The sequence below is a fragment of the Propionigenium maris DSM 9537 genome (assembly GCF_027925155.1).
In the GTDB taxonomy this organism is placed as follows: domain Bacteria; phylum Fusobacteriota; class Fusobacteriia; order Fusobacteriales; family Fusobacteriaceae; genus Propionigenium; species Propionigenium maris.
Window position 1 is genome coordinate 1 of record NZ_BSDY01000002.1, and the last position, 14,178, is coordinate 14,178.

Here is a 14,178-nt window from a genome sequence, read left to right on the forward strand (position 1 = left end):
ACTACTGGAACTTCATCTACAGAGAGAACTGAGGCTATGTTCAAGAACACAATCTATGGAATCATCGCTGCAAAATCATGCGGAATCGAGATGCCTACAGTGGGAATACTAAATGTAGATAACGCAAGAGGAGTAGAGAGAGCTCTTAAGAAGCTAGATGAGAATGGATACCCTGTAAACTTCGGAGAGTCTGGAAGAGCAGACGGTGGATCTATCATGAGAGGAAACGACCTTCTAATGGGAAGTATCGACGTAATGGTAACTGATTCACTAACTGGAAACATCCTCATGAAGATGTTCTCATCTTACTCAACTGGTGGATCTTACGAGGCAGCAGGATACGGATACGGACCTGGAATAGGTTTTGACTATGAAAGACAGATCCTTATCCTATCAAGAGCTTCTGGAGTACCTGTAGTAGCTAACGCACTTCAGTATGCAGCACAGCTTGCTAAGGGGAACTTCAAGGAAGTTGCTAAGAGAGAATTTGCAGCAGTAAAGGCAGCAAAGTTTGATGAGATCTGTAAGGGATTCAAGAAGGAAGCGCCAAAGGCAGCTGCAGATGACTTTGTAGCACCAGCTAAGGAAGTAGTAACTGGACAGCTTTCTGGAATAGATATTATGGACCTTGACGATGCAGTGGAGAGACTGATGAGAAGCAGTATCTACGCTGAGTCTGGAATGGGTTGTACAGGACCTATCGTTCTTGTAAATGAGAAGAACCTGGAGAAGGCCACTGCAATACTTGTAGAAGCAGAGTTCATGGCTCAGGAAAAGGTTTCTTGCTAAAAACTTTAGGAGCTGCCACGGCAGCTCCTGTTTTTAAACTCTTCGTACCTTTCTCAGACTTTTTTAACATTTTTTTACATAATTTTAACATTTTTTTACATTTCAATTGACAATGAGCAAAAGTGGGGCTAAACTTTACTATGCATTTCTTTTTAGGAACTGATCACTTATGAAAACTTGGTATTAAAGTAGTTAAATTTAATAATAAAAGCTAAAGACTTGGAGAAGCTGCACGAACTATAACCCCTGGGTTAAGTGCGTTCTCTTTTTTTTTGACAGGAGGAGCACAAGAGCTAAAGCACCGACTAAAACCAGAGGTAACTTCAAGGAGCTAAAGAGGTCCTGGAATAGGTTTGATGCCGCTTGTTGTTATATGTAAGGAAAGATACAAAACTAATATAGCAAGGGGAGGAGATTTATGAAAAAGGTTTTAGGTGTGTTGCTCCTTGGAGCACTCATTGGATGTAGTGCAAATACTGTTACCAAGGAGGAGACAGAAGCTCAGAGGAAGATCGTAGTTGCCCACAGGGGGTCCAGCGGATACCTGCCTGAGCACAGTATGGCTGCTAAATCCATGGCTTATGCTATGAATGCAGACTATATTGAGCAGGATGTGGTTATGACCAAGGACGATGAGCTGGTGGTACTCCACGACCACTACCTGGACAGGGTAACAAATGTGGCTGAGGTCTATCCTGAGAGAAAGAGAGAGGACGGAAGATACTATGCCATCGACTTTACTTTAGAGGAGATAAAGGGTCTTAGAATGACAGAGGGATTCAATATCCAAGATGGTAAGACTGTGGCAGGGTTCCCAGACAGGTTCCCTATCTGGAAGTCCGACTTCAGGGTACATACCCTGGCTGAAGAGATCGAGCTGATCCAGGGGCTAAATAAGAGTACAGGTAAAAATATCGGAATCTATCCAGAGGTTAAAGCACCATGGTTCCACAGAAACGAAGGAAAGGATATCAGTGTAGCTGTATTAAAGGTTCTTAAGAAGTATGGATATACTGAAAAAACAGACCTAGTTTACTTCCAGTGCTTCGATCCAAATGAACTGGAGAGAGTTAAGAATGAGCTTATGCCAGAGATGGGGATGGATATAAGACTGGTTCAGCTTATTGCAGAGACTAGCTGGAATGAAACTATGGTATATGAGAATGGAACAGCAAAGCCATATGATTATGACTGGATGTTTGAAGAGGGAGCTATGAAGAGAATCTCTGAGTATGCAGACGGAATAGGTCCATGGAAGCCTATGGTTGTGAGTAACGAGTCCACTAAGGACAATATAATTGTTACAGATATGGTAAGTGAAGCTCACCAAGCCAATATGGAGGTTCATCCATATACATTCAGACTGGATAACGGAAGGATCCCTGCCTATGCCTCTGACTTCGAGGATATGCTAGATATCTTCTACAATAAAGCGGGAGTAGACGGTGTCTTTACCGATTTCCCTGATCGTGCTGTTAAATTTATAGAAAATAGATAAAAAACAATGGGAGGAATGAAATGAAAAAGATCTTTAAGATGTTAACACTTATGTTAGCTGCAATCATGCTATTTGCCAGCTGCGGTAAGAAGGAAGAGGGAGCAACAAAGGGAGAGGAAAAGGTTGTTATCAAGCTTAGTACTAAGTTTGTAGAGGATGAGCAAACTGCAAAATCTCTTAAGAGAGTAGCAGAGAAGATCCTTGAAAGATCCAATGGAAATATTGAGATTCAGGTATACCCTGGAGGACAGCTTCCAATTGGTAAGGACAGTATGGAGCAGGTAGTTAGCGGAGCAAACTGGATATCTGTTGACGGACTTAACTTCATTGGAGACTATGTACCTGACTTCAACGCTATAAACGGACCTATGTTATACAAAAACTTCGATGAGTATCTTGCAATGACTCAGTCGGATCTAGTTAAGAAGTTAAAGGCTGAAGCTGAAAAGAAACAGATCAAGGTACTGTCACTAGACTACCTATTTGGATTCAGAAGCATGCTTACAGATAAGGAAGTAAAGGTACCTGAGGATCTTAACGGAGTTAAGGTAAGAGTGCCAACTAGCCAACTTTACATGTACACACTAGAAGCTATGGGAGCTAACCCTACTCCACTACCATTTACAGAGGTATACAGCGGAATCCAGCAGGGAGTAGTTGACGGACTTGAGGGATCTCTAATGACTATCTACGGAACTAAGATCTACGAGGTAAGAAAGCAAGTTTCCCTTACTAACCACCTTCTTGGAGTATCAGCAGTATCTATCTCTAAGCAGGTTTGGGAGGGGCTTACTGAGGAGCAGAGAACTATCATCCAAGAGGAGTTTGATGCAGGAGCTAAGTACAACAACGATGTTACTGTTGAGTTAGAGAAGGAGTACAAGGTTAAGCTAGAAGAGCTTGGAGTTAAGTTTAACGAGGTAGACTTAGCAGCATTTAACAAGGAAACTTCTAAAGTATTCTCTAAGTTCCCTAAGTGGACTCCTGGAATCTACGATGAGATCATGAGTGAGCTAGAAGTAATTAGATCAAAATAAAAATATAGATGTAATTTGATAGTCGTGATTAGCTAGATGGTAACTCCCGTCTGCTACTCACGATTATCCTTTATGAATTGCAGATAATTGAATATGGGGTGGAGTATGAAAAAGTTCTTTAGAAATATAGAAGTAATTCTAGGGAGTGTTACAATAAGCGTTACAGTAATATCTGTAATAACAAATGTGTTTTTAAGATATCTCTTCGGAATCCAGTTTCCGTGGATCGAAGAAGTATCGGTGGGATGTTTTATATGGACTGTATTCCTAGGGGCTACAGCAGCATATAAGGACAAAGCCCTTATAGGGGTAGAGGTTTTAACTCAGGTACTGCCATTTAAGGGAAAAAGAATTTTAGAGCTGATAGTCTATACACTGTTATTAACTTTAAATGCAACTCTCTTTTATCTAAGCTACAACTATACAGCTGGATCGGATAAGATCACCTCAGCACTGGAGATATCCTATGTATATATCAACTCATCCATAGTATTTTCCTTCGGACTGATGACATTTTATTCTCTGATGTTTTTAATTGAGGATATAAAGCTATTTATAGATGAGCATAGAGGTCAGGGACAGACTATAATCGAACAAGAGAGAGGAGTGGAGTAGAAAAGTGGAAGGTTTTTATCCGATAATAATTTTATTTACATTGTTTTTCCTTAATATACCAATAGCCTTTGCATTAATGGGTGCATCGATGTATTATTTTATCTTTGTGGATAATATTATGTCTATGAACATGATAATGCAAAGATTCGTTACTTCAATTGAATCATTTCCGTATCTGGCTGTACCATTCTTTATAATGGTAGGATCTGTAATGAACTACTCTGGAATCAGTAACAGCTTGATGGCTATGGCTGAGGTACTTGCCGGGCACATGGCCGGAGGACTGGCTCAGGTAAATGTAGTTTTAAGTATGATGATGGGTGGTATCTCAGGATCAGCCAATGCAGATGCTGCAATGCAATCTAAGATACTGGTACCAGAGATGAAAAAGAGAGGATTTAGTGCTCCATTTTCAGCAGCTGTTACTGCAGCTTCATCCTCTGTCAGCCCAGTAATACCACCTGGTACAAACCTTATTATCTATGCTCTTATAGCCAATGTTTCAGTTTCCAAGATGTTCATGGCTGGATATACACCTGGGGTACTTATGACACTGGCTCTTATGATCACAGTTCATGTTATCTCCAAGAAGAGAGGTTATAAGCCATCGAGAAGTGGGATAGCAAGGCCTAAGGAGATAGCTCGTCAGTTTATAGATTCCATCTGGGCACTGTTTATTCCCTTTGGAATCATCCTGGGAATGCGTTTCGGACTATTTACTCCTACTGAAGCTGGAGGAATTGCTGTATTCTTCTGTATAATCATCGGAGTATTTGTGTACAAGAAGCTGGAGTGGAAGCATATTCCAATTATTCTAAGGGATACAGTATATGGTACTGGGTCTGTTATGTTCCTTATAACTGGAGCCAAGGTATTTGGATACTACCTGACTCTAGAGAGAATTCCACAGACTATTACAGCATTTTTAATGGATTTTACAGACAGTAAGTTTATTCTTCTGATAATTATAAACCTGCTGCTGCTATTCATCGGAATGTTTATCGAGGGAGGAGCTGCACTGATTATCCTGGCACCTCTACTTGTACCAGCAGTAACAAGTATGGGAGTGGACCCTATCCACTTTGGGGTTATCCTCATCGTTAATATTATGATAGGTGGAATAACTCCTCCATTTGGATCTATGATGTTTACCACATGTACCATTGTAGGGGTCAAACTGGATGACTTTGTTAAGGAGATCATCCCATTTATAATGGCTCTTCTACTGGTACTGATCCTCCTTACCTATTCAGCACCACTGGCGATGTTTGTGCCGAACCTGCTGGGCTAGGAGAGTGTTCTCATGGAGATGCTAAGAGGGAAGACCTCAACACAAGCGAGATTAAACCAAGTTATATAATAGATTCTGTTAGGAGTTTATATGATGTTTTAAAGAATAACTAGGCGTAAACCGATTGGGGTGATATATGTTAGATTTAAAGGAACTTGTATTCAGAGTATTTGTAGCGTGTATGGTAGGAGGCTTTATTGGGTATGAAAGAAAGTCCAAGGGAAAGCCGGCTGGAATGAGCACCAACCTCCTTGTATGCGGAGGAGCTGCCATAGTGGCCATTACCCAGCAGCAGATATACTACAGTGCAATCAGCCTTGCTGATGCAGCTGGAGGAGTGGTGAAATCCGACCCTACAAGACTCATTGCTCCAGTAGTTTCAGGACTTGGTTTCCTGGGAGCCGGAGTTATCATGAGGGGACAGGATAAGGTAAAGGGACTTACCACAGCTGCAACCCTTTGGCTGGCAGCTGTACTGGGAATCTCCATAGGTTCTGGCTACTACCGCTTTGCCATAGCAGCAACCTTTATGGTTATCCTATGCCTCTTTATAGTAAGGACCATAGAGGTGTCCTTCCTAGAGAAGAGGACCAAGAAGAAGATATCCATAAGCCAGCTGCACTGTGAGGAGGTGGACTCCCTCATAAAGGAGCTCTTCCAGTATAAAAATATTAAGATTATCTCCAAGAGGATAGTTTTTGAAAAGAGTGTCAACGGGCAAAATGAGATAAAGAGAAACTATATCCTCTCTCTTCCAAAGTACAAGGAGCTCAGCGATCTGGTTGAGACTATCTCCAGTGTGGAGGGAGTGTTAAGGGTAAATATCTTAGAGGGATAATTAAAGGGGTTCCGGAATATCCGGAGCTCCTTTTTACTGTTTAAGCAGCAGGCTTCTGCAAAACTTCCTAGTGGTAGACTGAGTGAGAGTTCTTTACTATATACTACTAACTTTCCGTTGATTTTATGGTATAATGACAGATAAAAAAAGTAGGGAGATAAAGTATGAAGAAATTTTTTATAGCCTTTATTGTGTTTGTGACCCTGGCTGGATGCTCATCCAATAAGATGAGATTGGAGGATAGATCTGAGCTGTCCTTAAGGATATCTGAAGAAGTTATTGTCCTGGATGATATGTTCTACAGCGATATGCAGAGCAGCGTTAGAGGGGGAATCGGAAGTCTTTTAGGGGATATAGTGGCTAATGGTATGGAGGATAAGGAGGAACAGTTCTCTAAAACCATGATCGATAACAATGTAGATATCCAAGGGATCGTTCTAAGGGCTGCCCTAGGGGAACTTGATAAAGCTAAGATAAAAGTTAAAGAGGATGCAGAACTGGAGATGAAATTTACAGTGAGGTTGTATGGCTTTGGACAGAAGCACGGACTCTCTAAGAAACTGCACCCTATAATGGTCTTGGAAACAAAGATCACCGATGAAGATGAAGAGGTCCTCTTTAAGGATGTTGAGAATATAACCACTTTCAGCAGGGGGACTGCGTCCTATTCTGTGGATGAGTATATAGAAGACTCCTCCAAGATAGAGGAAGGCCTTGAGGGAGTGGCTGCAATAGCAGTTTCAAAGACTATAGAGAAGATTAGGTAGGACAGATCTGCCAGAGAAAGTATCAAAGTAAAAAACTAGGTAGATAGAGGTGGCGGGGAGTTTCCCCTCACCTTTTTTATTTTAAAGAAAATAAATTTGCTTTTTCCATAGTCTTAGTGTACTATCTAACTATAGCACTAGTTAGGAGGTACACATGGAGTTTAGAGGAGACATACCTATCTACCTTCAGGTATGCAATAAGATAAAGAAGGATATAGTAAATAAGATCATCTCCCCCGGGGGGAAACTTCCCTCTACAAGGGAGCTGGCTCTGGAGCTGTCCATAAACCCCAATACAGCAGCAAGGGTTTACAGGGAGCTTGAGAGCGAAGGACTCACCTTCACCCTCAGAGGCAGGGGAACCTTTGTTACCGATGACCTGAAGAGGCTCAGTGGAATAAAGGAGGAGCTGGCAAAGACAGCTGTCGAGGGTTTTCTTCAGGAGATGTATGAGATGAGGATGACCAATGATGAGATAATGAAGATTTTAAAAAAAGAGATGCTGGAAACAAAGGAGGCAGAGGATGAATAGTATTTTAGAAGTAACAAATTTTACCAAGGGGTTTTTTAAGAAGAAGGCCCTTTCAGATATAAACCTTACCCTTACCAGGGGAAACATCTATGGACTTATAGGTCCCAATGGAAGTGGTAAATCCACCCTTATGAAGAGTATCTACGGTATGGTAAAGGGAAGGGGAAGTATCAAAGCCGACGGAAGAAGAGGAGTGGACATAAGAAATATAGTTTCCTACATGCCTACTGAGGATTACTTCTATCCATATATGAGAGTAGAGGAGGTAGTGAAGTTTTATCTGGATATGTATCCTGATTTCAACTCTGAAAGAGCCAATGAACTTCTTGAGTATATGCAGATAGATCTTAAGGACAGTGTCTCTGGTCTATCTACAGGTATGAGGATGAGACTTAAGCTGGTTCTTTGTCTGGCCAGGGAGTGTTCCCTCTATATGCTGGATGAGCCTCTAAACGGGATAGATATCATTTCCAAGAAGAAGATAACTGAAACTATTATAGGAAGTATGTCCGAGGAGAAGGCCATCATAATCTCCAGCCACATGCTGGGGGATATCGAGCTTATCCTGGACAGGGTTATATTTTTAAAGAAAGGGCTCCTTGTACTGGAGGATTCCCTGGAAGCATTAAGGGAGGAGAGAAATACCTCCCTGGAAGATCTGTACTGGGAGGTATACAATGATTAACATTATTAAGTATGAAATATTGAAGAAGAAGAAAGCTATTATGCTTATCCTGGGAATAGCAACAGCCATGGAGGTATTTCTCCTTGTGAATACCACTAGGGGATCCTTTTCATATGTAGGTTACCTCTTTCTTCTGGCTCTGGCACTGTTTATAGCCCATATTATAGGAGTTATCACTTTTTACAGCAGAGACCTCAAGAGCAAGGAGGGATATATGATCTATATGACTCCCAACAGCGGCTTTAAGATCACCCTGGCTAAGTCCCTGGCTGCAATACTTGAGGGACTGGGGATAACTGCTCTTCTGGGGATACTTCTGGCAGTTAATGTAGTTCTTCTTGGAGGATTTACAGATGGTACAGGGACCTTTAGCTACAACCTGGGGCCGGTGCCTATCTTCTATGCCCTGGGATGGCTCCTGTATATCATCTCGGCTATCTTTGCCTCTATCACCGTGGTAAGGACTATCTTCAACGGGATTAAGTTTGGAGGTCTCATCACCTTCCTCACCTTTACATCCCTCACAAGCTTCATGGGAAAGTTTGCCTACCTACCAAGGTCAGCTTCCTATGAGTTCAGTGACCTCTACACGGGGATGTCCTTCTACATTATCTTTGTTGTCCTCACCTTCTTTACTGGTTGGCTCATAGATAATAAGATGGATTTTTAAAAAATTAATCGCGGTGATGAATGTAATGCATAATTGAGGGCTGTTGGATGAATAAGAAGAATTATCTCTTTTCCCCCATATATGGTATTATCTCTCTTGTGACCAGGTCACTATTCTTATTTCGTAGAGGAGGGATCTACCATGAAAAAAAGAGTTTCTACATTTTTTATTGATTTTTTACTTATTAACCTAGGATTAATCCTCACCGCTCTTTCAGTTATCGGATTTTTGGTTCCTGGTAAACTGGCTGCCGGCGGAGTTTCTGGAATAGCTACCATCACTTGGTATCTCTTTAAGATACCTATAGGTACTATGATGCTTATTATAAATATTCCCCTATTTATTGCCGGAGTAAAGATCTTCGGAAAGGAATATGGAGTTAAGGGTATCTATGGAATTATAATGCTTTCAGTATACTGCCACTTCTTGGAGCTTTCTCCGTGGATAGTTCCACTTCAGGAGATAGCTGCCAGAAATCTCTTGATCTCCACAGTTTATGGAGGAGTTATAGGGGGAATAGGTATGGGGCTTGTGATGAGCCTTGGAAGCAACACTGGAGGTACTGATATTACAGCTCAGATCTTCAACAAGTACTTCAATATTCCCCTGGGGACATCGTTAATAATAGTGGATCTTCTCATCATCTTGAGCTCAGCTATCACCTTTGGAATAGAGGTTATGCTCTATGCATATATCTGCCTCTATATCACTGGGAAGATGATAAATATCATAGAGGAGTATATGAAGGAACACTACTATCCTGAGAGGTTTTTTATCCTTCTCACAAGGGTAGGTAAAAAAGCTTAGTTCTCATTTTATGTTTTTGATTTTATAGGAAAGCTCTCACTTTGCCATGGGAGCTTTCCTTTTATTTACCCTATATTTAATGGTTAATTTGTCTAATATATGATATAATTAATTTTGGTACTATTTGAGAAGTATCTTTAATATTTAAGTTAGTGAAGCCCCAGGGCTTTTTAAGGAGGATAAGATGAAAAACAATAAAAAAACCAATAGAAAGAAGTTAAATAAAGGCGGTAAGGGAAACCAGAGCAGAGTTACGACTCTAAAGGTAACTGAAGCTGCAGAGCTTATGAACTTTCTTATGGAAAAACTTCCAGGAAAGAGCAGAAACAATATAAAATCCCTTCTTGTCCACCGTCAGGTAAGGGTTGGAAATAAAACTATAAGTCAGTACAACCATCTCCTTGCAGAGGGAGATGTAGTAGAGGTTCAGTGGGCTAAAGTACGTACCTCTACATCCAATACAAAGGGAGTGGAGATCCTATTTGAGGATGACCACCTTATTATTATCTCAAAGGATACAGGTCTTCTTTCCATGGGAACAGATAAGCAGCAGGAGAGAACAGCCTACAATATCCTGAAGGAACATGTTAAGGTAAGCGATCCAGAGAACAAGATCTTCATCGTCCACAGACTGGACAGGGATACATCTGGTATTATGATGTTTGCCAAGACTCCAGAAGCTCAGCAGATTATGCAGTCAAACTGGAAGAAACAGGTTCAGGAGAGAACATATGTTGCCCTTGTAGAGGGAAGAATCAAGAAGGACAGCGACACTATGATCTCATGGCTTAAGGAAAACTCTGCCTTTGTTACATACTCAAGCAAGACAGATAACGGCGGTAAGAAGGCTGTTACCCACTACAATGTACTTAAGAGAAGCAAGGGATACTCCCTGGCTGAGGTAAAGATCGCCACTGGTAGAAAAAACCAGATCCGTATCCACATGAAGGAACTGGGACACCCTATAGTTGGAGACAAGAAGTATGGAGCTTCTACAAACCCACTGAGACGTCTGGGACTTCATGCACAGGTACTGGCGTTCAAGCACCCTATTACAAATGAGATCCTTCGTTTTGAGACAAGGATTCCAAAGAAGTTTACAGATCTTTTCAAGTATGGAAGATAAGATAACTAGGAATTAGAGGTGAATACTATGCAGAATATGATTCTTAATCTATATATAGTGGGAATACTTATAGTGGGAATAGTCTCCTTTAGAAGGATTAGAGGGAGCGAGGACTTCTTTGTTGCAGGAAGAAAGGCTGGGACTCTAGAGGTAACCGGTAGTCTTCTTGCCACTATTCTGGGAAGCTCGGCTATCCTGGGAAGCGTTAACTTTGCCTTTGGTAATGGGTGGGCTGGAGCCTGGTTTATGCTCTGTGCATCCCTTGGGCTGACTATCCTCTACCCCCTTGTGGGACACCTGAAGAGATTTAAGGGATACAACCTTCCAGGACTTATGGAGACCTTCTATGGAAAAGAGGTCAAGATCCTTGCCTCGGTTATCATCCCCATCGCCTGGACTGGTATCGTTGCTTCCCAGATCATGGGAGCTTCAAAGATAATAGGAGTTTATACGGGACTTTCATATACCCATGGAATCTGGATCAGTGGGCTGGTCTTTATAGCCTACACAGCACTAGGGGGACAGCTCTCCATCTTAAAGACCGACTTTCTTCAGTTTATCCTTATTCTCCTGGGGGTAGTTGCCTGTTTCTTCTATACCTCTGCTAACTTTGAGATTACGTCCTCTGCTCCCATAATCAATGATAGCTTTGGATATGGTGATCTGATTATAATGGTCCTTACCTACTCCACTACGTTTTTTGTGGGGCCGGATATATATTCCAGGGTATTTTGTGCAAGGAATGAGGAAACTGCCAAGAGATCCATACTTCTTTCAATAGGAGTTCTCCTTCCCTTGGCATTTATCCTGGCTGCTCTGGGGGTGTATGCAGCAAATATCTTCCCAGATCTCAATATCGGTGAGAAGTCTGCCCTCATGCACCTAGCCACAGATGTGCTTCCGAGACCCCTTACAGTGGTTCTCTACTTCGGGCTGCTCTCTGCTGTTATCTCATCAGCAGACACAACCCTTCTTACGGCGGCTTCTACATTTACCCAGATATTTACAGGGGATCTTAAGGAAAGAAAAGCCATTACTGTTACCAGGGTCTTCATAGTGATCTTTGGACTACTGTCCATACTAATCGCTTTAAAGCTTCAGTTTATCCTGGCTTCCTTCTTCCTGGCGCTGGCTATCTACTCTGGAGCCTTTATAATCCCATGTCTTCTGGGAATCTTTGGATACAGGGCTCATAAATCCTATGTGATTGCAGCCATTGTAGTGGGAGGAGCTACTGCCCTCTATGGAAAGCTTCTTGGAGGAGGTAATGCAAACTACTATATTATCCTTGCATTTATATTAAACTCAGCTATCCTCTCCATCCCTATAGTAAAGAGGGGAAGCTTTAAATTCAAAAAACCTGCCTAGGCAGGTTTTTTTTAATGCAATCTTAAGTATCTACCGTAACTTAAAACCTCAAAAAGGCATACTGGTATAGTAGAATTTTTATAAACTACATCTTTAGGAGGAACTACCTTGTTTATCAACTCAATCAACTACTTCAGAGGCATCGCCATACTCTTAATCGTGGCAGGGCACAGCTATACCCTGGCGGGCTTTGCTCCCTCAAATCCATTTGAACGTACCACAGCCAATCTCTTAACTGGGGGAACTGCCCTCTTTGTCTTTATCTCGGGATTCATGTTCCACCATGTATTTTCCAAGAAATTTAACTACAGAAAGTTTATGGTAAAGAAGCTACAGAATGTAGTTCTTCCCTACCTCTTTCTCTCTGTCTACCCCATTTGGGATATTATAAAGTATGAGAGGTTCAGCCGTACCCTGGGAGTAGCAAGTGCCTGGGACGCCCTTCTCTTCTATCCCTTTACGGGACTTCACCTCACTGCCTACTGGTATATCCCCTTTGCAGTGATCCTGTTCCTGGCTTCCCCGATCTTTCTGAGGCTCATGAACTCAAGGTACAAGGAGCCCCTTATAGTTGTAGGAATTGCCCTCTCAGCTCTTATCCACAGGCCTCTCTACAATATAAGTGTCCTTCAGTCATTCCTCTACTTTGCCCCAGTATACCTTATGGGGATGTGGGCGTCTATAAATAAGGAGAGGATATATGAAAAGCTTATGAACAGGGAGTGGATCTTTCTAACTATTGCAGTCTTTTTGGCATTCTTTCAGGGAGAGTTTGCTTCCTACAGCCCATTGAAGGGGGTAACTACCTTCCCTCAGGCTGTAGAGGGAGGCTATGTGGGAAACTTTCATAAGGATATTCTTGTCTACAATGGAATAGATTTTATGATCCTTCAGAAGGTATTCCTCTGCTTCTTCTTCATGGTCTTTCTCAGAAGGTTTGAGGAGAGGAGCATCCCCTTTTTGGATTTCACTGCCAAGTACAGCTTTGCCATCTTCTTCCTTCACTGCTACTTAATTCTCTGGGGCGAGAGGCTGGGAGGCCTTCCTAAGGGGAATATCCTTACTCTCCTTCTAACTACACTGGGCATCTCCCTGGTATCAGCGATAACTGCTGCTGCAGTAAAGAAAGCTATTCCAAGATATAGCAGAAGGTTAATAGGACTTTAGAATTAGATGACCCATCAAAAAATGGAAGGCCTAGGCCTTCCATTTATATTACTAGTATTCCCATAGATAGTGTCATTGCTATAAGAGATGCTCCATACATAAGGTTGATATTCTTCCTGATATCCTCCCTGTGAAACTCCCTTAATCTATCCCCTATTGTGGGCTTGTTGTATATCTTACCAAAGTAGCTTGTTGTCCCCCCAAACTGTATCCCCAGAGCTCCTGCTGCTGCTGCTTCTGGGTGAGCTGAGTTGGGACTGGCATGGTTCTTCCTGTCCCTGAAGTAGATCCTCAGGGCAGACCTGTAATCATACCTCATTATAAGAGCTGTGAGAGGATAGAGTATCATCCCTGTAAGCCTTGCAGGTATCAGGTTAACCAGATCATCTACCTTAGCTGAAACCATCCCGAAATCCATATACTTGTCATTCTTGTACCCCACCATGGAGTCCAGAGTGTTTATAGCCTTATAGGTCATCCCAAAGGCAAGAGCTCCATAGGAAGCCCCTGGAAAGATAAGAGCTCCAAGAACCATGTAAAACATGGGAGCTATTATTCCGTCAACTGTATTTTCTGAGATAGTTTCAAGGGTACTTCTGATAACGTCCCTCTCCTCCATACTTCCAGTGTCCCGGCTTACAAGGTAGGATAGCTCCCTTCTGGCTCTCTCCATATCCTCAGCACAGAGGATAGAGTAGACCTTATTCCCCTCATTGGCAAGACACCTGGTGGCAAATATAGTGTAGAGGAGGTAGATCTCCGCTACCTCTATCATTCCCAGAAGAGAGGTTACTCCAAAGGTAACTCCCGTCACTACTAAGAGTAGTACTCCCCCCCAGAACTTTTTATTTTCATATCTGTAGATTAAATCTTCAACCTTGGAGATCAATTTCCCTATAAACTGCACTGGGTGCGGGATCCTGTATGGGTCCCCCAGGATAAGGTCCAGACAATACGCTATAAGTATCTTTACACCAATACTCATACC

At 42.0% G+C, this 14,178-nt stretch carries 15 protein-coding genes; 14 read left to right on the forward strand and 1 reads right to left on the reverse strand.

What is annotated here, in order from left to right:
• The 14 genes from grdD to QMG11_RS01955 form a co-directional block, all read left to right on the forward strand.
• A partial coding sequence (gene grdD / locus QMG11_RS01890) for a glycine/sarcosine/betaine reductase complex component C subunit alpha (RefSeq protein WP_281832979.1) occupies nucleotides 1-789 on the forward strand: 789 nt, incomplete at its 5' end.
• Between the two features lie 418 nt (nucleotides 790-1,207).
• A complete protein-coding gene (gene glpQ, locus QMG11_RS01895; RefSeq protein WP_281832984.1) occupies nucleotides 1,208-2,287 on the forward strand; it encodes a glycerophosphodiester phosphodiesterase in 1,080 nt (359 codons plus the stop codon).
• A 20-nt stretch (nucleotides 2,288-2,307) separates the two neighbouring features.
• Nucleotides 2,308-3,324, forward strand: a complete 1,017-nt coding sequence (locus QMG11_RS01900; protein WP_281832987.1) for a C4-dicarboxylate TRAP transporter substrate-binding protein — start codon at nucleotides 2,308-2,310, stop codon at nucleotides 3,322-3,324.
• Between the two features lie 105 nt (nucleotides 3,325-3,429).
• The gene (locus QMG11_RS01905; protein WP_281832990.1) at nucleotides 3,430-3,939 is read left to right on the forward strand and encodes a TRAP transporter small permease; all 510 of its coding nucleotides are present in this window, start codon (nucleotides 3,430-3,432) and stop codon (nucleotides 3,937-3,939) included.
• A 4-nt stretch (nucleotides 3,940-3,943) separates the two neighbouring features.
• Nucleotides 3,944-5,230, forward strand: a complete 1,287-nt coding sequence (locus tag QMG11_RS01910) for a TRAP transporter large permease (RefSeq protein WP_281832992.1) — start codon at nucleotides 3,944-3,946, stop codon at nucleotides 5,228-5,230.
• A gap of 136 nt (nucleotides 5,231-5,366) precedes the next feature.
• Nucleotides 5,367-6,068, forward strand: coding sequence for an MgtC/SapB family protein (locus tag QMG11_RS01915; RefSeq protein ID WP_281832993.1), 702 nt, complete (start codon nucleotides 5,367-5,369; stop codon nucleotides 6,066-6,068).
• Nucleotides 6,069-6,232: 164 nt separating this feature from the next.
• Nucleotides 6,233-6,835, forward strand: coding sequence for a hypothetical protein (locus tag QMG11_RS01920; protein ID WP_281832994.1), 603 nt, complete (start codon nucleotides 6,233-6,235; stop codon nucleotides 6,833-6,835).
• Nucleotides 6,836-6,989: 154 nt separating this feature from the next.
• The gene (locus QMG11_RS01925) at nucleotides 6,990-7,367 is read left to right on the forward strand and encodes a GntR family transcriptional regulator (RefSeq protein WP_281832996.1); all 378 of its coding nucleotides are present in this window, start codon (nucleotides 6,990-6,992) and stop codon (nucleotides 7,365-7,367) included.
• Nucleotides 7,360-8,052, forward strand: a complete 693-nt coding sequence (locus QMG11_RS01930) for an ABC transporter ATP-binding protein (protein WP_281832998.1) — start codon at nucleotides 7,360-7,362, stop codon at nucleotides 8,050-8,052. The genes QMG11_RS01925 and QMG11_RS01930 overlap by 8 nt, the downstream gene beginning before the upstream one ends.
• Entirely contained in the window at nucleotides 8,045-8,722 is a 678-nt protein-coding gene (locus tag QMG11_RS01935) for a hypothetical protein (protein ID WP_281833000.1), read from the forward strand. Before QMG11_RS01930 ends, QMG11_RS01935 begins: the two co-directional genes overlap by 8 nt.
• A 141-nt stretch (nucleotides 8,723-8,863) precedes the next feature.
• Entirely contained in the window at nucleotides 8,864-9,529 is a 666-nt protein-coding gene (locus tag QMG11_RS01940; RefSeq protein ID WP_281833002.1) for a YitT family protein, read from the forward strand.
• Between the two features lie 184 nt (nucleotides 9,530-9,713).
• The gene (locus tag QMG11_RS01945; RefSeq protein ID WP_281833004.1) at nucleotides 9,714-10,655 is read left to right on the forward strand and encodes an RluA family pseudouridine synthase; all 942 of its coding nucleotides are present in this window, start codon (nucleotides 9,714-9,716) and stop codon (nucleotides 10,653-10,655) included.
• Between the two features lie 27 nt (nucleotides 10,656-10,682).
• Nucleotides 10,683-12,023 (forward strand): sodium:solute symporter family protein, encoded by a 1,341-nt coding sequence (locus tag QMG11_RS01950; protein WP_281833006.1) that lies wholly within the window; start codon nucleotides 10,683-10,685, stop codon nucleotides 12,021-12,023.
• Nucleotides 12,024-12,131: 108 nt separating this feature from the next.
• Nucleotides 12,132-13,190 (forward strand): acyltransferase family protein, encoded by a 1,059-nt coding sequence (locus tag QMG11_RS01955; protein WP_281833009.1) that lies wholly within the window; start codon nucleotides 12,132-12,134, stop codon nucleotides 13,188-13,190.
• A gap of 43 nt (nucleotides 13,191-13,233) precedes the next feature.
• Here QMG11_RS01955 and cbiB read toward each other — a convergent pair whose 3' ends face one another.
• A complete protein-coding gene (cbiB, locus tag QMG11_RS01960) occupies nucleotides 13,234-14,175 on the reverse strand; it encodes an adenosylcobinamide-phosphate synthase CbiB (RefSeq protein ID WP_281833012.1) in 942 nt (313 codons plus the stop codon).
• Between the last annotated feature and the right edge of the window lie 3 nt (nucleotides 14,176-14,178).